The organism is Phycicoccus flavus, assembly GCF_004025965.2.
Taxonomy (GTDB): domain Bacteria; phylum Actinomycetota; class Actinomycetes; order Actinomycetales; family Dermatophilaceae; genus Phycicoccus; species Phycicoccus flavus.
In genome coordinates this window covers 13,075-34,150 of record NZ_SAYU02000033.1, presented here as the reverse complement: position 1 = coordinate 34,150, position 21,076 = coordinate 13,075, and the positions used below count along the sequence as shown (strand labels likewise).

Annotated in this window: 17 protein-coding genes and 1 pseudogene; 6 read left to right on the top strand and 12 right to left on the bottom strand. The window is 68.1% G+C overall.

Translation table 11 applies throughout. From position 1 onward, the window contains the following. Positions 1-7: 7 nt before the first annotated feature. The 8 genes and pseudogenes from EPD83_RS11230 to EPD83_RS21065 all read right to left on the bottom strand — a co-directional run. Entirely contained in the window at positions 8-826 is an 819-nt protein-coding gene (locus tag EPD83_RS11230; RefSeq protein WP_128365217.1) for a carbohydrate ABC transporter permease, read from the bottom strand. A gap of 1 nt (position 827) precedes the next feature. Further along, a complete protein-coding gene (locus tag EPD83_RS11225; protein WP_235950527.1) occupies positions 828-1,808 on the bottom strand; it encodes a carbohydrate ABC transporter permease in 981 nt (326 codons plus the stop codon). Between the two features lie 73 nt (positions 1,809-1,881). Further along, complete coding sequence (locus EPD83_RS11220) at positions 1,882-3,144, bottom strand: sugar ABC transporter substrate-binding protein (RefSeq protein WP_128365216.1); 1,263 nt, start codon at positions 3,142-3,144, stop codon at positions 1,882-1,884. A 97-nt stretch (positions 3,145-3,241) separates the two neighbouring features. Continuing rightward, positions 3,242-4,246, bottom strand: a complete 1,005-nt coding sequence (locus tag EPD83_RS11215) for a LacI family DNA-binding transcriptional regulator (protein WP_128365215.1) — start codon at positions 4,244-4,246, stop codon at positions 3,242-3,244. Between the two features lie 378 nt (positions 4,247-4,624). Next, the gene (locus EPD83_RS11210) at positions 4,625-5,014 is read right to left on the bottom strand and encodes a tautomerase family protein (RefSeq protein WP_128365214.1); all 390 of its coding nucleotides are present in this window, start codon (positions 5,012-5,014) and stop codon (positions 4,625-4,627) included. Positions 5,015-5,722: 708 nt separating this feature from the next. Then, positions 5,723-7,324, bottom strand: a complete 1,602-nt coding sequence (locus EPD83_RS11205) for an FAD-dependent monooxygenase (RefSeq protein WP_128365227.1) — start codon at positions 7,322-7,324, stop codon at positions 5,723-5,725. An 89-nt stretch (positions 7,325-7,413) separates the two neighbouring features. Continuing rightward, on the bottom strand, positions 7,414-8,232 hold the full coding sequence (locus EPD83_RS11200) for an amidohydrolase family protein (RefSeq protein WP_164896066.1): 819 nt from the start codon (positions 8,230-8,232) through the stop codon (positions 7,414-7,416). A gap of 400 nt (positions 8,233-8,632) precedes the next feature. Continuing rightward, positions 8,633-9,061 (bottom strand): annotated as a pseudogene (locus EPD83_RS21065) (alpha/beta hydrolase); the annotation flags it as partial. A 592-nt stretch (positions 9,062-9,653) separates the two neighbouring features. Between EPD83_RS21065 and EPD83_RS11190 the strand changes: the two are divergent. The 4 genes from EPD83_RS11190 to EPD83_RS11175 all read left to right on the top strand — a co-directional run bounded on the left by EPD83_RS11190 (position 9,654) and on the right by EPD83_RS11175 (position 12,969). After that, positions 9,654-10,271, top strand: a complete 618-nt coding sequence (locus EPD83_RS11190) for a TetR/AcrR family transcriptional regulator (RefSeq protein WP_128365212.1) — start codon at positions 9,654-9,656, stop codon at positions 10,269-10,271. A 371-nt stretch (positions 10,272-10,642) separates the two neighbouring features. Further along, positions 10,643-11,158, top strand: a complete 516-nt coding sequence (locus EPD83_RS11185; protein ID WP_164896064.1) for a VOC family protein — start codon at positions 10,643-10,645, stop codon at positions 11,156-11,158. 171 nt (positions 11,159-11,329) lie between these two features. Beyond that, positions 11,330-12,094, top strand: a complete 765-nt coding sequence (locus tag EPD83_RS11180; RefSeq protein ID WP_128365210.1) for a response regulator transcription factor — start codon at positions 11,330-11,332, stop codon at positions 12,092-12,094. A 74-nt stretch (positions 12,095-12,168) separates the two neighbouring features. Further along, on the top strand, positions 12,169-12,969 hold the full coding sequence (locus EPD83_RS11175) for an MIP/aquaporin family protein (protein ID WP_205859502.1): 801 nt from the start codon (positions 12,169-12,171) through the stop codon (positions 12,967-12,969). Between the two features lie 76 nt (positions 12,970-13,045). Here EPD83_RS11175 and EPD83_RS11170 read toward each other — a convergent pair whose 3' ends face one another. Beyond that, entirely contained in the window at positions 13,046-14,551 is a 1,506-nt protein-coding gene (locus EPD83_RS11170) for a sensor histidine kinase (protein ID WP_128365209.1), read from the bottom strand. A gap of 126 nt (positions 14,552-14,677) precedes the next feature. Here EPD83_RS11170 and katG point away from each other — a divergent pair, with 126 nt between their 5' ends. Continuing rightward, on the top strand, positions 14,678-16,936 hold the full coding sequence (gene katG, locus EPD83_RS11165; protein WP_128365208.1) for a catalase/peroxidase HPI: 2,259 nt from the start codon (positions 14,678-14,680) through the stop codon (positions 16,934-16,936). A 196-nt stretch (positions 16,937-17,132) separates the two neighbouring features. Here katG and EPD83_RS11160 read toward each other — a convergent pair whose 3' ends face one another. The 3 genes from EPD83_RS11160 to EPD83_RS11150 form a co-directional block, all read right to left on the bottom strand. Continuing rightward, a complete protein-coding gene (locus EPD83_RS11160; RefSeq protein ID WP_128365207.1) occupies positions 17,133-17,801 on the bottom strand; it encodes an L-ribulose-5-phosphate 4-epimerase in 669 nt (222 codons plus the stop codon). A 66-nt stretch (positions 17,802-17,867) separates the two neighbouring features. Beyond that, positions 17,868-18,746: an L-ribulose-5-phosphate 3-epimerase gene (locus EPD83_RS11155; RefSeq protein WP_205859501.1), complete on the bottom strand. Its 879-nt coding sequence runs from the start codon at positions 18,744-18,746 to the stop codon at positions 17,868-17,870. Further along, positions 18,743-19,405 carry an orotidine 5'-phosphate decarboxylase / HUMPS family protein gene (locus EPD83_RS11150; protein ID WP_128365206.1) on the bottom strand — a complete coding sequence of 221 codons (663 nt, stop codon included), beginning with the start codon at positions 19,403-19,405 and terminating at the stop codon, positions 18,743-18,745. The genes EPD83_RS11155 and EPD83_RS11150 overlap by 4 nt, the downstream gene beginning before the upstream one ends. Before the next feature lie 586 nt (positions 19,406-19,991). Here EPD83_RS11150 and ulaG point away from each other — a divergent pair. Beyond that, a complete protein-coding gene (gene ulaG, locus EPD83_RS11145) occupies positions 19,992-21,056 on the top strand; it encodes an L-ascorbate 6-phosphate lactonase (protein ID WP_128365205.1) in 1,065 nt (354 codons plus the stop codon). Positions 21,057-21,076 lie beyond the last annotated feature (20 nt).

Sequence of the window (21,076 nt, the reverse complement as noted above, 5' to 3'; positions counted from 1 at the left end):
CTTCGGGTCAGTCCTTGACGGCGCCCGCGGTCACGCCGGCGGCGACGTACCGCTGCGCGACGACGAGCAGGATGGCGGTGGGGATCGAGGCGGCGACAGCGGTCGCCATGAGGGCGCCCCACTCCTGGTTCTGCGACCCGATGTAGTCGTAGAGACCCATCGTGATCGGGCGCAGCTTCCCGCCCTCGCGGTTCAGGGTGGAGGCGAATATGAAGTCCGACCAGGCCCAGAGGAACGCGAACAGCGCCACCGTGACAGCCGAGTTGCGGGAGATCGGCAGGACGACCCGGGTGAAGGTCACCCAGGTGTTCGCGCCGTCGACGGCCGCGGCGTTGAGCAGCTCGCGCGGGATGCCGGCCATGAAGGCCGAGAAGAGCATGACCCCGAACGGGATGGCGACCGTGGAGTCGGCGACGACCAGCCCGGGCAGGGTGTCCAGGACGCCGAGGTCGGTGTAGACCGTGTAGAAGCCAAGGGCCATGACCACTGCGGGGATCATCTGGGCGACGATGAGGCAGAAGTTCAGCGCTCGCCGTCCGGGGACGAACAGCGAGGACAGGGCGTAGCCCGCGGGGGCCGAGACGAGCAGGGTGAGCAGCACCGTCCCGAGGCCGACCACGAGGCTGGTCCCGAGGTAGGGCAGCTGGTCCTGGAGCACCAGGCGGTAGTTGTCGAGCGTGAACGCGCGCGGGTAGAGGTCACCGCTGCGAATGGCGCTGCGCCGGGTGAGCGAGACGTTGACCATCCAGTAGAGCGGGAAGAGCATGAGCGCGGTGAGGACCAGGCCGACGCCGGTCTTCCACCAGGTGCGGGGGCTGTCGGTCATCTCATGCCTCCTGGTCCCGGCGCTGTACGACGAGGTAGACGACCCCCATGACGAGGGCCAGGACGAGCAAGATCGTGCCGACCACGGAGGCCTCCGAGTAGCGGATGACGGCGGAGGTGCCCTTCCCGAAGGCCATGCCGTAGGCCCAGGTGGCGAGCGTCTGCGACGTGCCGGTGCCCGTCGTCGTGATCCAGATGATGTCGACGACCTTGAGGGTGTAGACGAACCCGAGGAGCAGCGTGATGGCGCTGACCGGGCGCAGCAGCGGCAGCGTGATGGAGACGAACCGGCGCCAGGCTCCGGCACCGTCGAGCGCGGCGGCCTCGTACAGATCGGCAGGGATGTTCTGCAGGCCGGAGTAGAGGATGACGAGGTTGAACGGGATGCCGAGCCAGATGTTCGCGATGGTCACCGCCCACAGCGAGTTGTCCGCGCCGAGCCACCACACCGGGTCGAGCCCGAACAGCCCCAAGAAACGGTTGAGGATGCCGGAGTCGGCGTCCATCATCCACTGCCAGGTCGTCGCCGAGACGATGATCGGCAGCAACCACGGGACGAGGAAGAGGCCGCGCAGGACGATCGACAGCGGGAAGTGCCGGTGGAAGAACACCGCCAGGCCGAGCCCGATGACGTACTGGAAGACCAGCGAGCCGACGACGAAGACCGCCGTCTGCTGCACGGTCGGGACGAACGCCGGGGCGGTCAGCACCTCGCGGTAGATCTCGGTGCCCACGTAGGGGGCCTCACCGGTGATGTACGTCGCCCGGGTGAAGCGGTGCAGGCTCATCGACACGTTCTCGACGAGCGGGTAGGCGTAGAACACGACGAGGTAGACGACGAGCGGGGCGACGAAGGCGACGCCGGCCCACCGGCGGCGGCGGCGGCGTGGCCGGTCGCCGGCGGCGTCCGCGACCCGGTCGGCCGCGGCCGCGCGCGTGGCCCGGCGCTCCAGCGTCGGCGTTGCTGCGGAGTTCCTGCTCACTGCTCCATACCTCCTCGGTGGGGGGTCCGGGACGGGCTGGTGGTACAGGGCGCCCGCCCGTCCCGGACGGTCCTCAGCCCTGGGTCTCCTGCGCCGCCGCCTCGAACGCGGACTTCACCTGGCCGGCGTCGCCGGCGGCGTTGAGCGCCGCCTGCTCGGCCTTGGACAGGGCCGCAGAGGTCTGCAGGTACGCGGTCCCCAGGTCCGTCGTGCGGCCCTGTGCGTTGTCGATGGCGTCGGTCCAGCTCGTGTAGACCGGCTCGGCGGCGATCTGCTCCGTGCGAGTCTCCTGGTTGGCGGTGAAGTAGCCGAGCATGTTGTCGGTCTTCACCTGGTTGTCCGAGCTGAGCAGGCAGTCGATGACGGCCTTCGCGGCGGCATAGTGCGCCTGCGCGTTCTCCTTGTGCAGCGGCACCACACCGAACTCGCCACCGGTCGGGACCGGGGCAGCGCCGCCGTCCTTCGCGGGGATCGGCATCATCGCGATCGGGAACTTCTCATCCGCCGCGGACTTGGCGAACCACGACCCGTTCTCAGCGAAGCCGTAGTCACCGGTGAGGAAGAGGTCCCAGGAGGCCGACTGGTTGTCGGTGATGGCCGACTTCGGGGCGTAGCCCTTGCCGATCCAGTCCGAGACCAGCTGGCCGGCCGCCACGGCCTCCGGCGAGCCGATGTCCTTGAGGTTCGCGCCCGCGCCCCAGAACCACGGAAGGAACTGGAAGGTCCCCTCCTCGCCCGGGATGCCGGCGAAGGTGATGCCCTTGTGGCCGGCGCCGGTGACCTTCTCCAGCGCCGCGTTCAGGCTCGCCCAGTCGGTGATGCCCGAGGGGTCGACGCCCGCGTCCTTCAGCACCTTCTCGTTGTAGTAGAGGCCGAGAGTGTTCGCGCCGAGGGGCACGCCGTAGGTCTTGCCGTCGACGGTGCCGGGGCCGGCGAGGTTCGGGTCCGCGTCCGAGGCGGCGATCCCGACCTCGTCGATCGGGACGAGCAGACCGGACGCGGAGGCCTCGGGCACCGCCGGGTTGTCCAGGAACACGACCTCGGGCGCGTTGTCCTCCTTGACCGCGGTCGTGAGGTTGTTGATGAGGTCGGTGTTCGGCGCGGCCGTCCGGGTGATGGTGGCACCCTCGGGGGCGCACGCCTGGACGTACTTCGCCCAGTCGCTGCTGTCGTCGTACTGGGGGTAGGGGTCCCAGAAGCCGATGTTCGTCACGGCTGCGGACGAGCCACCGCCGGAGCTCGCGGAGTCGTCGGAGCCGCAGGCCGCGACCGTCGTCGACAGCGCGGCCACGAGGAGGAGGGCGGCGGATCGCCGGACCGTGCGGGTGGTGTTCATTGCGTGTCCTTCCACGTCGTTGTGAGAGCGATTGCGTTGGTGTTGAACCGGTTCGACAGTGCCGTCGTGAGAGCCGTGCTGGGGCGACGGCCGTGGCCTACCGGGTGCTACCTCGGTCCCGCAACACGGGTGCCACGAACCGGAGGATGGGTGGGCCCGCGTCGGCCGCTGAAGCGATGCGGGCGATGAGCCGCGAGACCGCCTGCCGGCCGAGGTCGTCGGCTGCGGACTCGACGGCGGTGTACGGCAGGGAGAACTCCTCGCCGAAGTCCCGGGAGTAGAGGCTGACGACACTGAGGTCGTCGGGGACCCGGACGCCGCGCTCGCGCAGGATGGGAGGGAGGGCGGCGATGGTGGCGTCGTTGTGGACGATGAGACCGGTGGCGCCGGGGTGGGCGTCCAGGACGGCGTGCACGGACTCGGCGATGGCCGGCTGCCGGGACTCGCCGTGGTACACGTGGATCTGCAGACCGTACCGGGCCGCCCGCTCCACGGCGGCGTCCCGGAACCGCCAGGCGTACGAGCCGCCGCGGTCGACGACGTGCTGGGGCGGGGCGATCAGCAGCAGCTCGCGGTGGCCGCGCTCCTGCAGGTGGTCCACGAGCATCCGGGCGGCCTCGCCGAAGTCGAGGTCGACGATGTCCAGACCGCGGGTGTCGCGGGCCAGGCCCAGCAGGACACCGGGCTTGGAGACCGCTCGCAACGCCTCGAGCCGCGGGTCGTCCGCGGTGACGTCGAGCAGGACGATGCCGTCGACCATGTGCGAGTCGGCGATGCGGTGGATCGCCGACGGGCCGTCGGGGTCGGTGACCATGAGGATGTCGTAGCCGAGCTCGCGGGCCTGCATGGAGATGGGGAGGACGTACTGGAGCATCGCCGGTGCGAACTCGTCCTGGTGGAACTGCAGCAGGAGGCCGAGGACCATGGTCTGCGAGGTGGCCAGGGCCCGCGCCCCGGCGTTCGGGGTGAACCCGAGGTCGCTGATCGCCTGCTGCACCCGACGCCGGGTGTCGGAGGAGATGGTGCGCTTGCCGGACAAGGCGTACGACACCGTGCTCCGGGAGACGCCCGCCTGCCGGGCAACGTCCTCGATCGTCGCCACGCCGCACCTCCCGTTCTTCGTCGAACCGGTTCGACTCCGAACCGTTGACGACGAGTGTGGGCGATCGCGGAGCGTCCGTCAAGGGGCAACATCACGCGTCTTCGTCGGTTTACACGTCCCCGACCCGTTCAGGTGGCGCACCGAGGTCGTCATTGACCGGCCGGGACGTGGCCGCAGGGTTGCGGATGTCCGGCCCGATGAGGTCGGCGATGGCGTCGCCCATTCGTGCTTCCGCTCCGGTTCTTGGTCAGCACAGACACCGGATCGCCACGGTCCCCTTGATGAGATCGACGGTCGTGTTGGTGTCGACGGGTCAGCGAGATGCCAAGCCGTCTGCGACGGAGAAGACCAGATCACATCGCAATCAGGGCGAGACCTTCACAGTCGACCCACCAGGTACTGGGCTTCGCCGTTGCCGAAGCTCCAGTCATCCGTCCCGTTGGTCATGATCGAGACGAAGAGGTCTTGGGGGTCCAGGCCGGTGCGGTCCTGTAGTCGTTCGGCCAGAAGGCTGTAAAGCCGCTTCTTCATGTCGGGAGTGCGTGGGCTGGTGAAGATGTGCACCACGACGGCCCGCTCGGTGCGCTCGAACCCGAGACCGGTGTCCAGGATGATCATCTGACCCAACGCATGCTGCGTGACGATCTGGTAGCGGTCATCGGCGGGCACTTCGAAGGCGTCGACGACACAGTCCTGGACGGTGTCCGCGAGGCGACGTAGCTCGTCGGCGCTACGACCCTCGTTGATGTCGATCCTGACCAATGGCATGGCGGGCCTCTCACTGAACCGAAGTGGTGACATGTGAAGTGTGCCACCGCCTCGGTGCCGCAGTGGCGCGGCACCGTGTGGCCGGGGTGATCAACCGGCAGCGGTCACCGACGCATCCTTGGACCCGCAGTCGGCCCGGTCACGGACGCCGGCAAGGGCGAGGTCCTCATCTTCGAATCGTCCCCACGCGAACACTGGCGCACGTTCTGGTGCGCTAACCCACCGGACCGGCTGGGCCCGGAGAACCAACGCCGCTCCGTCGTCGGGATCCCGTCCCAACGACGCCGCCGTCATCCGCCTCATCGGAATGTCCCGGCCGACACCCACGACGAGTGGACCCCCGACGAACGCCGCAATCTCTCCGAGGCATGCGCGAGCAGGATCGTCACGACCGGCAATGGTGACCTCGTCGCCCTCACCCAGGGCTGACCGATGGGCACCACGACGACCTTGAAGCACAGCTCCCCGCGGGACGCGTACTCCTTGCCACTTCCCGCGAGGCCGCGAGGGGCGCACCGGGGCACGACACGGCTGAGCCGGGCGCCCGCTGCGTTTTGGACAGCGTGAAGGAACTCCCCGGATCCCGGACGCGCGACCGTCGGCTCGGCCGTTCACGCGACCTTGGACATCGCCGTGCCCTCCAGAGGTCTGCTGCGAGTTTGCGGCCACATAGAGCCTCCCGACGTACCGGGCTACGGCCGCGTGGCGTCATCGAACGGAAGGGGGCGAGACCAGAGCGAGAAAGTGCTGGACGGCCGTCCACGCCTCGTCGCCGGACTTCGAGCCCGGGAGCGGCGTCGGCGCAACCACACCGATGTAGCCGTCCGGCCGGACCAGAACCAGCCCTGATCCCGGCATGCCGTAGACGCTCCGGAGCGCGCTGCTCGGCTCCGGCACCAGGACGGTCACGACCTGCGCACCCGCCCGCGGGAAGTCCAGCCCGGCGACCGCCGCACCGGCCTCCGCGCCCAGAGCGAGAAGGGTGAAGTGCGGCCCACGAAATGCCCGGTGCAGCCGCCCGTGGCGTCCTCGGTCGTCGACATAGACGGCGTCGGGGGCGCGGTCCCCGGCGACCAGGCGGCCAGTGGCCGCTCCCTTCCCCGCCAGCGGGCCACCCTTGTAGCTCAGGCGCAGCTGGCGCTCCTCGTCCCCGCGGGAGGCACCGGCGAGCGGACGGCTGCTCATGCTCGCGTAGATCTCGCTGGACAGCCCAAGGACGCGGGCCGCGACGGGCTGCCGCTCGGTCTCGTAGGAATCCAGCAACGCGTCGGGAGCTCCCGCGAGCACCTGGGCCAGCTTCCAGCCGAGGTTGTAGGCGTCCTGGATTCCGGTGTTCATGCCCTGCGCACCGGTGGGGGGGTGGACATGTGCGGCATCCCCGACGAGGAGGACGTCACCGTGACGGTAGCGCCGCGCAAGACGGATGTTGGGACGCCAAACCGAGGACCAGTGCACCTCCTCGATGGCGATGTCGGCCTTCCCCACGAAGTCCTCGACCATGCGCCGCACCGTGGCCTGATCTACGTCTGCGCTCTCGTCGGGGCGCAGCTTGAGCATGAGCTGGAACCTTCCGTCGGGCAGAGGACACAGGGCCATGAATCGTCCGGCGTGCCGGGGCCAGATGTGCCAGCGGTTCCGGGACAGCCCGCTCAGGGTGAGGTCGGCGACGACCATCCGGTCACTCTCGTCCGTCGTTCCCGGGAACTCGATGCCCGCGCCGGAGCGGACGGTGCTGCCGCCCCCGTCCGCTCCCACGAGGTAGCGCGCCCGCACCCTCTCGAGCCGGCCGTCGGCGTGCTCGAGGTCGGCGAGGACCCCACGGTCCTCTTGCGAGTGGCCGACCAGTCGGACGCCGTGATGGACCCCGCCGCCGAGTTCGGCGAGCCGGCGGCGCAGGGCGGCGTCGGTGTCGTACTGCGCGACGAGCAGGGTGTTCGGATGAGGAACGTCCTCGGAGGCCGCGTGGTGCTTGATCATCGTCTTGGGGAGGGTGACCGGTCCGAGGTGGATTCCGAGCTTCGGATAGAGCGTGCTGTGCGCCTCGATGTCAGCGAGCGCGCCCAGGTCGTCCAGGACCTCGCAGGTCCGCGGCTGAACTCCTTTGGCCCGCGAGCCCTCGAAACCTCCGGCGGCGGCGCTCACGATCCGGTGCCGTACGTCGCGGCGCTGCAGGTCGCAGGCCAAGACGAGTCCGGCCGGGCCCGCACCGACGATCAGCACCTCGACGTCCGTGGGGTGCGCGTCGTCGTCCGACGCCTCGGGGACAGGCTGCCCACCCGAGCCGCTTCGTGTATTGATCGTCTCGTTCATCGTGCACGCCCCTTTGCCCTGGTCATCACAGATAACTTGTGTTCGAAATATCCTGGTCGCGGACCGTTTCTCGGTCGCTGCGCGTGGCCTCAGAGCCAGCCGACCCAGCGCCGCACGGCCCGACCCATGACGAGTGCGAGGTCGTCCCCGGCGAGCCATGGCAGCTCCTCGGCGAAAGCCGTGACGCACTCACGCCAGCTACAGGGCATCCGGGTGATGTCGCTCCCCCAGAAGACGCGCTCCGGGCCGAAGGCGTCGAGCGTGCGACGCAGCACCTCGTGGGTGCTCTCGAAGGGGTAAAGATCGGTCGCCATGCTCGGGACGCCGCTCGCCTTGACGGCCACGTTCGGCCGCTGGGCGAGCTTGAGCAGGGTGTCGAGGTGCGCGGCAGCCTCGGGCAAGCCCAGGAACGGCAGAACACCCAGGTGGTCGACGACCAGTCGGGTCGCCGGGAACCGAGTGGCGATGTCGCCGACGAGTGGGATCTGGGCCGGGTGGACCATGAGGGCGACGGGCAGCTCGAGCTCGTCGGCTCTCTCCCACACCCAGTCCAGGTCCCCGGTGGCAAGCCGCTCGGCGAGGTCGGGCATGGCCAGTACGAAGCGCAGCCCGAGCATCCCAGGGCGTTCCATGAGCCGGTCGACCTCCCGGGGCGCCGGCTCGCCCTCGAGCGGGAACCAGCCCAAGGAGGCGATACGGTCCGGCTGCTGGGCGGCGACCTCGGCGGCATAGTCGTTGGCTCTCGGGTCCCAGATGGCGGGGCAGTTCAGGGCACGGTCGACCCCGGCGGTATCCATCTCGGCCAGCGCCTCCTCGACGAGGAAGGGGGTCTGGCGATGATGCTGCGGCGCGCCCCCGCCCTGCCAGAGGTGGATCTGTGCGTCGACGATCTCGACATCGTGCTCCATCTCGATCGGCCCTTTCCTCAGTCCGCGCCGCGCGCACCAGCCGCGCGCGCATCCAGTCGGCCACGAGGTCGTCCCGGTCCTCGCGGTGGTTGTAGACGCAGTGGTCGCCGTCGGAGAAGACGACCAACTCGCGCTCCGCGGTCGGCGCGGCATGCAGTACCGCCTGCACCAGCTCGTCCGACACCAAGGGGTCCCGCCCGCCGTGCACGACGAGCAATGGGTAGCCCTCGCCCGGGCCGGGTGCGGTGGGGTCGACGCTGCTCCAGTCTCGGCTGGCCTCCTCGTCGGTGGCGGCGTCGCAGAACGCTTTCATCTTCGCGAAGAACGTCCCGATCTCCGGCGGCACCTGGCCCGGGGCGGGGACTCCGCCGTTGTCACAGACCGCCCGCACCCTCGCGTCGGCGGCCGCCAGCGCCATTGCGAAGGACCCACCCATGCTGTTGCCGACAATTCCGACCGGCACCCCCGGCGTGCGGCCCTCGATGGCAGCCAGGACGCTGCGGTAGGCCGCCTGCCAGCTCGGGGTGAGGTACACCCCGTATCGCATCCGGCTCTCCCCTTGACCCGGACCGTCGACAAGGTAGGCGTCGATCCCCCGCGCCGCCAGCGCCAGTCCCATGACGTCGAAGTCCATCGCATACCCCTCGACGCCACCGACGACGAGCGCCGCCCCGACCGGTTCGCGCTCGGGGACGTGCCAGGAGACCAGCCGTCCCTCGGGCGAGTCCACCTCGAGGCGGAACCGGTCGCCGGTGATCTCGGCCGCCTGCGAGTACAGGTCCGCCGCACGGATGTGGATCTCCCGACGCTCGTCGGTGTCCACGAGCATCATCATCTGGCTCATCCGCACCAGGGCCGACGCTCTCCGCAGCAACGCCGCATGGGTCGGAGGGGACGGCTCGGGCCAGTGCGCACCGAGGCTGTCGAGGCACACACGCGCCGTTGCCGCTGCCGCCTGCTGCCAGGGCGTCCCGCCGAGCACCTGCGCGCGCAGCTCCACGGCGTCCGCGGAGCCGACGCCGTAGCCCAAGAGTCGCTCGACGGAGAACTGACGCAGCGCCGCCCGGTCGGAGGCCCCGAGTCCGCTCAACGACTCCTCGGCCGCGGGCCGGCGCCCGAGGAACTCCCGGGTGGTGGCCCGGACTCCGGTCGTCTTCATCGGGGCATGTTCGGACCTGGCCATCTCTTCCTTTCACCACGGTGGTCGGCGTCGGCGTCCCGCCTTTTCGGCTACAGCGTAGCCGTTACTGAGGCGGGCAGCGACCATCCGCCATCTCCACGGCCTCCGCGGCATCGACACGGCTGGGACACGCGATGATGGACGCGCGCATCCATAGACCGGAGGTCCTCACGTGTCGGCGCAGGAACCCGTTCGCCCCGTTCGTCGAGGGGTGGGGCGACCAAAGCTGCCCTTCGAACACATGGTCGCCATAGCGCTGCAGATCATCGACGAGAACGGTGCGGACGCCCTCACATTGCGGGCTCTTGCGCAGCGGCTCGGGTCGAGCACCGCCACGATCTACCGTCACGTGCAGAACCGGGCCGACCTGATGGAGCACGTCGTCGAGCGTGTGCTCGGGGAGGTGCAGGTCGAGGAGATCGCGCTCGAGGACGCGGACTGGACCGTGGCGTTCCGCGCCATCGGACGTGGCCTCTTCGACGCCATCGGCCACCATCCCCACGTGGCGCCGGTGCTCGCCGAGACGGTACCGACCGGGCCGAACGCCATGGCGCTACGAGAGCGCGGCGTCGCCGTCCTGCTCGCCCACGGATTCGAGCCCGAGCCGGCCAGGGTCCTTACGGCGTCGTTCGCGCGGTTGGTCATTGGTTTCGCGATGCAGCTGCGCTCCGGGCCCGACGCCGAGCGTGCGGAGGCCGAGGCTCGAGAGCGGCTCCGGACCGCCGACCCGGACCGGTACCCGGCGCTGCGCGAGACCGCCGCCGCCGGCACGTCCTCACTCGGACAGGAGCTCGACCTCGCCCTCGACCTGTTCCTCGCCGGCATGGCGCGCGCCGCGGCCGTCGATCACACCCCCTGACGCTGAACGGGGCGACCCGTATCCCCCTGCGTCCTCGTGGCCGCTGCGGAGCCACCGTGAAGGCCGCACCCGCTGGGCCAGTCACACCCGCCGGGGCCGGGGCGCCGTATGCGGTGCTCGATTCCGAGCTCCCCGTCGTCGTACGGGCGGATGGCCGGCGTACTTGCAGTTGTGCCACATCTGCAAGTCAACTCTCGTCAGATGACCGGCGTTACGACACCAAGGATCAGCACGGGCGGTGTAGGAGGTTGGACAGACGGACCGTGGCTCTTGATCCGGCAGTTATCTGATGACTAACGTGATGCCAGCCGGGCGGATGCACGCCTCCGGCAACGCTGAACCAGAAACGCACGGGAATGATGGGAGCAGAGATGTCCTTCATAGCGGCTCGAGTCCACCACGTCGGACTCATCGTCACCGATCTGGAGAGGTCGATGGCCTTCGACAACGATCTGTTCGACAAAGAACCGGACATCCTCACCACCGTCGACAACTCGGCAGGACTGTCGCGGCAGTTCGGCGTCGGTGAGGAGCCCGGCGACGCAGTGGCCAAGATCGCCTTCTACCACGTCGACAACACCTCGGTCGAGCTGATCCAGGTGACCAAGCCAGGCGATGATCTCGTCCAGCCACCCGTCCACCAGGCCGGGGCCAAGCACCTGTGCTTCCAGACCGACGACATCCAAGCCGCGTACGACGATCTGGTGTCGCGCGGGATCGAGTTCCAGTCGACACCCACCTGGTTCACACAGGACCAACCTGACCTCGATGGAGTCAAGTTCGCCTACTTCTTCGACCCTGACGGCAACTTTCTCGAGATCATGGAAGATCCCGGCAAGGCGGGTTACATCGGGTCCGAGCAGAAGGCGGGCCTCCCCCGCGGCTGAATGAAAGCCACAGATGTCGTCGGACTGGGGAGACGTGGACGATGTTTGCGAAAGGTTCGCAGTTTAACGACCACCTCACCCTCGGCGCTTGCCCCCGCGTCAAATTGGAGGCGACGACGCGTTCTAGGGTCGTGGCCGGCGACGCCGACTCCTGGATGAGAAGGGGACGACGTGCGACTTCTGCTCGTTGAGGACGACGCAGCAACGGCAGCCGCTGTCGCGCGGGGCCTGCAGATGCGGGGCTATCACGTCGATGTCTCGAGCGGCGGGTCGGATGCTCTACTGCGCGATCACGACGACTACGACGCCGCAATCATCGACCTCAGCCTCGGGGACGCGGTAGACGGAGTCGACGTCTGCCGCACGTTACGTGAGCGGGGCTTCTGGGGTGCTGTCTTGATTGTCACGGCGCGAGCCGGCGTCCACGACCGCGTGCTCGGTCTCGACGCGGGAGCAGATGACTACATCGCCAAGCCCTTCACCCTCATCGAGCTCGCCGCCCGCGTCCGCGCGCACACTCGGCGCCCACCTGACAGCCGGCCCGTCGTTCTCGGCGTGGGCGACCTGACGCTCGATCCGGCGTCGATGCGGTGCTGGCGCGGTGGCGTGGAGATCGAGTTGACCCGACGGGAGTTCGCCGTGCTGCAGGTCCTGATGCGACACCCCGGGCAGGTTCTGACCCGAGGCGTCATCCTGACCCGAGCCTGGGAGGATCCAGACGCTGTCGACTCCAACGTCGTCGACCAGACGGTTCGCTACCTCCGTCGCAAGATCGACCTGCCCTTCGGCCTGGACGAAATCCAGACGGTACGGGGCGTCGGATATCGACTGCACGCCAGTGGCAGTCGCAGATCTCGAAGCCGCGGGGACGTCACCCCTGTCGAGGGCAGGTCAGGCCGCCTATCGGGGCGAACGACGGCTCTGACATCGTCGTGACATAAAGGGTCGATAGAACGGCGCCGACGCGCCGACCGGCTCGTCGTCCACGGCTATCCCTGGAGGCAGTCGCCATGACGTCGAACCCACCTGACAGCACCGACACGCAGGACGGCGACTCCAACGACACCGGACAAACGCCGAGTCGGATGGCGGGGTTGTACGGAAGCTCACCCGGGCTCAACATGGCGGCCGCCTCCGGCGCCGAGCTCATCGGGACCTTCCTTCTCGTCCTGGCCATCGCCTCCACGGCCGTCGCAGGCACCTTGCGAGACCCGGCGGTCGGCGGTGCGTACAACTCGCTGTCCATGCCGCTCGTCAACGGTTTGAGCCTGGCCGCGCTCGCAGTCGCGTTCGGTCACGTCAGCGGCGCCCATTTCAACCCAGCGGTGACCGTCGCGCTGGCGGTGACCAAGCGGTTTCCTTGGGGGAGCGTGGCGCCGTACATCGGCGCACAGATGGTCGGCGGAGTCCTGGCGGCCCTCCTCACGTGGGCGATGTTCGGCTCCGCCGCTCGGTCGGATGCGGGTCTGGGGGCGACTGCGCCGGCGGACGGAGTGTCGTCGCTGACGGTGCTCCTGGTCGAGACGGTCGTGACGTTCCTGCTCATGATGGTCGTCATCGCGGCGACCACCGACGAACGGGCTCCGGGAGCGGCGGCACCCCTCGCGGTCGGCTTCGCGCTGGCGGCGGCTGTCTTCATTGCCGCCCCCCTCACCGGGGCCGGAGTCAACCCCGCGCGAGCGCTCGGCCCGATGCTTGCCGCCGGCACGATGACGGCCTGGTGGGCCTACCTCGTCGGTCCGATCGTCGGCGCCGTCCTCGCAGCTGTCGCGTACGACCGATTCGTGGGCAAGGCCACGGCGCCCGACTGATCGCAGTCGGTTCCTCCATGACTCCTGCGGCTCCCGGACTGACACGCGTGGGGCGTTGTTCCCGGGAGCCGCAGGCTCACCCCCCACCCAGACCTGGCATGCCCTCTCGGTCCCGAGCATCTGCACGACTTCGATCGGCCGCGTGCAACGGAGACACGGACTTCGGACCGCGCACCGGGAGGACGACGCGAACGAGTGCGCCGCCGTTGTCTCGATTGGAGGCTGTGATCTCACCGTCGTGAGCCTCGACGATCGCCTTCGCGATGGCCAGACCGAGGCCATGACTCTGCCGACGCGATGTGGCCTTCCCGCCCTGCTCGCCCCGGACGAAGCGTGTGAAGACGACGTCGCGATCAAACTCCGAGCCCCCGGTGAACCCGGGGCCATCGTCGGCCACCGTGAGAGCAAGGCGCTCGGCGTCGACCGCTGTCGCCGCCAGTTCGATGCTTCCTCCCTGGCCCAGAGCGCGGAGCGAGTTGTCCACGAGGTTGCCGAGCACCTGCATCAGGCGCAGCCGATCACCCACGAACGGTGACAAGGCATCGAGATCTCCCTGGACGACGATGAGCCGTGTTCCCTGCCTCTCGGCCGCCCGCTCGTGAGCAGACCTGCTCTCTCTCAGCAGATCGGCCGGCTCCAGCACCACCAGCTCTAAGAGCGACGACCCGGAGGCTCCGACGGCCAACAGAAGATGTCGCTCGACGAGATCGACCAGGCGTTCGACGGAGCACCGCGCGGTGTGTAGGTCCTTCGAGGCCTGCGGGTCGGCTGTCTCAACGAGTTCCAGCTCCAGCCTCAACGCCGTCAGCGGGGTCCGCATGTCGTGAGCGAGTTCGGCGTACTCGGCATGCCGATCTGCGAGCGCGGCATACAGCCGCCGGACCAGATCGTCCAAGGTCCTGCCAAGCTGCTCGACCTCGTCGCCCGTGTCGGGAAACGGCAAGCCTTCGCCCGCACCGGTCACCGTGACCGAGTCGGCGCGCCGACGCAGTTCCTCGACCGGTCGTAACGCGACTCCGGCGAGGATCCATCCGACCGCGCCGGCCACGAGCGCGGACGGGACTGTGGCACCGGCCAGGAAGAGGACAACTGTCCTGATGACGTGACGATTGCCCGTCAGCGAACCACCAACGGCGACAACGAACCGCTCGTCGTCGGGCCCCACGACGGAGACGGCGAGGACCTTGGTGGGCTCTCCGGCCACGGACATGACCGCCGACGTCTGGACCGTACGGCCCGACAACGCACGGATCGACGCGGCGGGGAGCAAGCGTGCGCCGGCACGTGGCTGGGAGAGAATCCGCTCCCCTTCCGCGGTGTAGATCTCGGTGACGATCGAGGTGCGCGGAACCACGCCAGCGGTCGAGCCCACTCGCTCGACACCACGCGGACCGCTGACTCGAACCACCGTCTCGACACTGGACAGACGTTCGCCGAGGACGGCTGCGACGTCCGCATCGATCCTCCGGTCCAAGGTCGCGATGGCGAGCCCGCCGCACAGGGGTACCAAGACGACGTTGACAGCAGCCGCGGTGAGCGCGAGCCGCCCGCGGACGGTTCGCCACATTCGGAGACGAGCCACGGCAAGACGCTAGCGCCAGTGACACATCGGCACGAATCTGTGACCGCTCGTCGTGCTCGGCCCGGGGTGCCGGTACGGTGTCAACGGACGCCCCACGCGCCAACTCTGCTGGAAAGGTTTCATGGCATGCCTGAGTATTCTGAATACTCCGAGGTGCTGGGCGGCAAATGCCCGTTCGGTGGCGACACCGTGGGTGGGGCGTTCACCTCCAAGCCCACGCTCTCGGACTGGTACCCGGACCGACTGCGGGTCGAGCAGCTGCACTCCGACGGTGTCGTGGCCGACCCGCTCGCCGACTTCGACTATGAGACGGCGTTCTCCGGGATCGACCTCGATGAGCTCAAGACCGACATCAAGGACTTCCTCACGACCTCGGTCGACTGGTGGCCGAGCGACTACGGCAACTACGGCCCGCAGATGATCCGGATGGCGTGGCACGCCGCCGGTACCTACCGCATCGCAGACGGTCGCGGTGGGGCGGGGCAAGCCATGCAGCGCTTCGCCCCCATCAGCTCGTGGTGGGACAACGGCAACACCGACAAGTCACGACGCCTGCTGTGGCCGATCAAGAAGAAGTACGGGAACGCGATCAGCTGGGCCGATCTCATGGTCCTGACCGGCAACTGTGCGCTCGAGATCATGGGTCTGCCGACGACTGGGTTCGGCGGCGGCCGCCGCGACTCCTGGGAGGCCGACGATGCGACGTACTGGGGCCCGGAGTGGATCGAGAACTCCCATCCGGAGTCCTTCGATGCGATGGTGATGCGCTCGCAGCGCTGGAACGGGCAGCCTGGCGACAGTGACTACGAACTGGAGCAGCCGCTCGCTGCCTCGCACCAAGCACTCATCTACGTCAACCCCGAGGGCCCGAACGAGAACGGCAATCCGCGGGACTCGGCCATCGACATCCGCATCACCTTCGCGCGGATGGCGATGAACGACGAAGAGACCGTGGCACTCATCGCGGGCGGGCACGCTTTCGGCAAGAGCCACGGGAAGGTCGCGGCGGGCAAGATCGGCCCACCGCCGGAGATCGCGCCGATGGAAGACCAAGGCCTCGGCTGGAGCAATCCGGAGGGCAAGGGCTTCGCCGAATACACGATGACCAACGGCATCGAGGGTGCCTGGACGCCGAACCCCACGCAGTGGGACAACGACTACCTGACGAATCTGTTCAGGTTCGAGTGGGAGAAGCACGAGAACCCCCACACCGGCGCGACCCAGTGGCGGCCGGTCGACCCGGACGCCCCGAAGACCCCCGACGCGCACGTCGAGGGCCAGATGAACCACCTGATGATGATGACCTCGGACATCGCCCTCAAGGTGGATCCGGTCTACCGCGAGATCTGCTTGCGCTTCCTCGACGACTTCGACTACTTCACCAAGGCGTTCTCGGAAGCCTGGTACAAGCTCACCCACCGCGATATGGGGCCGAAGTCGCGCTACCTCGGACCGGAGGTCGCCGAGAAGGACTTCCTCTGGCAGGACCCGCTGCCGCCGCACGAGGGTCCGGTCGTCGGTGAGTCCGAGATCGGAACGCTGAAGCAGGCGATCCTGGACACTGGGCTGTCGGTGTCGGACCTGGCGTTCACCGCGTTCTCCTCGGCTGCCACCTACCGCGACACCGACAAGCGCGGCGGACCCAACGGGGCGCGCCTGGCGCTGGAACCGCAGAAGGACTGGAAGGTCAACGTCCGGACCGGAGAGGTCGTGGACCGGCTTACGCAGGTCAAGGCGTCGTCCGGGCTCAACGTCAGCCTGGCTGACCTCATCGTCCTTGGTGGCTGCGTGGCCGTCGAGCAGGCCGCCGCATCCGCCGGTCACCCGGTGACGGTGCCGTTCACCCCGGGCCGGGTCGATGCGCTCCAGGAGCAGACCGACCCCGAGCAGCACGCGTGGCTCGAGCCGGTCGTCGACGGTTTCCGTAACTACGTGATGCCGGAGTTCTCGTCGGTCTCGAAGGTCTCTCCCGAGCAGATGTTCCTCGACCGGGCTGCACTGCTCAATCTTTCCGCCCCCGAGTGGGTGGCGCTCACCGGTGGGCTACGCGCGCTCGGCTGCAATCACGATGGGTCGACGGTTGGGATCTTCACCGACCGAGTTGGCACGCTCTCGACCGACTTCTTCGACGTCGTCACCTCCATGGACTACGAGTGGACGAAGGTCGACGAGGCCGGCACCTCGTTCACGGTCGATGACCGCGCCACGGGCGAGTCGAAGTTCGAAGCCTCGCGCAACGACCTGCTGTTCGGAGCGAACTCGCAGTTGCGGGCGATCTCCGAGGTCTACGCCGGCTGTGACGGTGGCGAGCTTTTCGTCCGCGACTTCGTCGCCGTGTGGGACAAGGTCATGATGGCCGACCGGTACGACGTGACGAAGGGCTGACGCTCCCGGTTCGACGTATAGCCGCTCCCTCGTCGGCACGATGGGCCCCGTCGCCAGGAGCGACGGGGCCCATCGTCTGGTGTGTTCGAGCCCCGTGGAATGCTCAGTGGCCGTAGAGCTGCACCCTCGATAGCACCGCGCTGGGCGGCGCAGAGAGTTCTGGCGATGGGCTGCAGGAGGGCGCGCGCAGGGCTCGTCAGGCGGTGACTCCGTGGCTCGCCGACATTGTGCCGTAGCGGTTGCTGTAGCGGTCGAAGTTCGCCTCGATCTCTTCCTGGGGCAAAGAGGTGACCTCTCCGAGGCCCATCGCCACCGCCACCGTGTGAGCGACGTCCTCGACCATGACCGCTGCCTGCAGGGCCTTCGAGATGGAGGGCCCGATAGTGAACACCCCGTGCTGTTGCATGAGGATGGCAGGCGAGCGACCGATCTTCGCAATGACCTCCTTGCCGATCTGGTCGCCTCCGATGGAGGCGTACCCGCCGCACGGCACCGGCCCACCGAACTCGTCGGCGATCGCGGTGAGGCAGCAAGGAATCTCCCGGCCGACCGCAGCGAACGCTGTCGCGTAGCGAGAGTGGGTGTGCACCACCGACTGGACATCGGCTCGGCCGGCATAGATCCCCAGGTGGGACTGAGTGTCCGACGACGGGCCGTGGTCACCCTCGACGACGTGGCCGTCGTAGGAGACGACGACCATGTCCTTGGGTGTCATGGCGGAATACAGAACTCCCGAGGGCTTGATGACGATCATCTCCCGATCCTCGTCCCGCGCCGACAGGTTCCCGCCCGTCCAGGCCACCAACCCGGCCTCTGCGAGGGCGAGGTTCCCTGCGCACACCTGCTCCTTCAAGTCATCCAACATGGTGCTTCCCTCTCTTGATCGGGTGCCGGGGGCCGAACCGACCTCGGCGATATCAGGGGACATAGCTCAGTGGCGGATACCCGCGGCATCGAGGTGCTTCTCGACCACCAGCCGCGCCGCCACACAACGCTCGACAGAGTCGTCCGCGTCGTCGTTCCACATCTCGACCATCATCCGGCCGCTCCACCGCTGTCGGGCCAGCTCGGCGAAGGCCTTGTCGAAATCAGCCACGCCGTCGCCCATAGGCACTCGGCGAGGTTCACCCACCCTGACGTCCTTGACGTGGATGGCCAGCATGTGGCCTGCCCCGGCCCGGAGTTCAACCTCCTCGTCGAGTCGCTGCTCGGCGATGTTGCCCACATCCGGATACAGCTGCAGCCAGGGCGAGTCAATCTCGCGTACCAGCTCCATGGCGCGGGTCAGCGAGGTGACGTCCGCGCCGTCGACGTTCTCGATGCCGAGCAGGACGCCGGCGCGAGCCGCCTTGGGAACCGCTCGTCGCAGAGAGGCGACATAGCGGTCCCGCTGACCGGGATCCGGCGACTCGTAGAAGGCGTAGTAGCCCGCCACCTGCAGAACCGGTGCCCCGAGGTCAGCACAGAGGCGAATGCCCTGCTCGAAAATCTGGTCGGCCTCGTCGGCCACTGCCGGGTCCGCCGATCCGGGGCCGACCGCGCGGTGCACCGACAGACACACCCCGCCGATGGCGATGCCGTTGCGAGCCGCAGCGTCACGGACTTCGATCCTCTTGTGGGGCGGCCAGTGCAAGCGGGCCCTCCGTTCGGTCGACTCGTCCACCGACAGGTCGACGAAACGGAACCCGGCGTCCTTGGCCTGACGGAACAGCCGGTCCCAGTCGCCCGTCCACCGCAAGGCCTTCTCGTAGATCCCGAGGACGACCTCGCAGCACGGAGTCCCGGTGCCACCGGAAGCGATGACGCTCACGCCCACACCCGGGCCAGCTCGTCCTGCAGCTCGGTGGCAGCGGCAAGCGGGTCCTCCGCTTCGACGATCGACCGACCGGCGATGACCACCCCCACCGGTGCGCCCTGGAAGGTCTCGAGGTCCTTCACGGTGACACCGCCGGTGATCGTCACGGTCAGACCCAGGCCGGCGAGCTCTCCGACCCGATCGACGTCCTGCTCGCCCCACGTGAGTGATCCGGCCGCCTCCTTGTCCCTCGATCGCTTGACGATGACGTGCTGCACGCCAAGGTCGCGCCAGCGTCGAGCCTGCTCGACGTCGTAGCTCTCGCCGAGCTCCACCTGGACCTCTCCCCCGTGGTCTTCGGCCACGGTGACCACCTGCTCCACCGTGGTCAGGGAGGCGCCGGCGACCACGCTGACCCAGGAGGCCCCCGCATCGAAGCAGTGCTTGGCGATGATGGAGCCGGCCTCGACGATGCGAACGTCGGCGAGAACGACCTTGTCGGGATAGAGGGCCCGGACCTCGCGAACCGCCCGGAGTCCTTCGCCGAGGACCAGGACGGTGCCGCACTCGATCACATCCACCTGGCTCACCGCCTTGTTGAGAGGCCGAAGCGCGCTCGAGAGGTCGGTCATGTCGAGGGCCAGCTGCAGCCGTGGCCGGGGGAGGTGAGTCATCGGAATCTCCTGCGTGTCGGTGCGTCTGCCGCCTCCATCGGTACGGGTGGCACAACCGTGGAACGGTGGGCCAACCGGGAGGAATGGACGTGAGGCGACGAACCTAGGAGCAGGACTCGGCAGTCAGGAACGGCTCATGAACATGTGTGCCCACAGTCGGATCGAGCTGGCCCTTCGAGCACCACAGAGCCCAGAAGCACGCCTCGACGGTGCCTCGGACAGGGGTGTGACGTTCACACCTGTTCAATCAGGGCGTCCTCGGCCGACGTCGGCGGCACCGGCTTGCGATCGGCATCCCCGGGGGCGCGCCAACTGACGGATCCGTCAGCACATCTGTGCGATGACATCGTCAAAGGCTCTGCGTTGCTCACGCCGTACCGGTACGCGAGGACACCTCGTGCACGAAAGTGCACCAGATCCGGCGAGCGTGCCCGGATGACCGGCACCATTCACGGAGCCGCATCTGCGGCGCCGTATAGCGAGGAGCGGGCGTTCGTCCGATTGCCCGACGATTGCGGCAGCCGCCACGGTACGGACCGAGCAGGACCCGACTCGCGGGCCGGCGACGACGAGAGGACACAGTGCAGTGACGAACGTATCCGACATCACCCGTGAGTCATGGATCCTGTCGACGTTCCCCCAGTGGGGGACGTGGCTGAACGAGGAGATCGAGGAAGCGCAGGTCTCCCCCGGGACGTTCGCCATGTGGTGGCTGGGTAACACCGGCATCTGGGTGAAGTCCGAGGGCGACGCCAACATCCTCATCGATCTCTGGGCGGGCTCCGGCAAGCGCACCCAGAAGACCGCTGACATGGTCGCTCGTCACCAGATGGCGCGCATGTCCGGTGTCCGCAAGCTGCAGCCGAACCTTCGCCTCTCCCCCTTCGTCATCGACCCGTTCGCGATCCGGACGGTGGACGCCGTCCTGGCCACGCACACCCACACCGACCACATCGACGCCAACGTCGCGGCAGCGGTTCTGCAGAACTGTGAGCCCACCGTTCCTTTCGTAGGGCCGAAGTCCGCCACCGACCTGTGGCAGAAGTGGGGGGTACCCGCGGACCGGTGCATCACCGTCCGCCCCGGTGACGTGGTGCCCGTCAAGGACACCGAGATCCACGTCGTCGAGTCCTTCGACCGCACCATGCTCATCACCCAGCCGGAGGACGTCGAAACCAAGGGCCGGCCGGTGGCGGACATGGACGACCTCGCAGTCAACTGGATCATCAAGACCCCAGGAGGCTCGCTGTACCACGGCGGCGACTCGCACTACTCGAACATGTACGCCAAGCACGGCAACGAACACGACATCGACGTGGCCATGGGTGCCTTCGGCGAGAACCCCCGCGGGATCACCGACAAGCTCACTGCAGCGGACATGCTTCGGATGGCCGAGGGCCTGCAGACCAAGGTCGTCATTCCCTTCCACCACGACATCTGGTCGAACTTCATGGCCAACCCTGAGGAGATCGTGACGCTCTGGGAGATGAAGCGACACGCGCTGAAGTACGTTTTCCAGCCCTACATCTGGCAGGTCGGGGGAAAGTTCGTCTTCCCCGAGAACAAGGACGACCTGCGGTACCACTACCCTCGCGGCTTCTCGGACGTCTTCAGCTGCGAGCACGAGCTGCCGTACGACGCCTTCCTCTGACGTCGTCCGTCGTCAGGCTC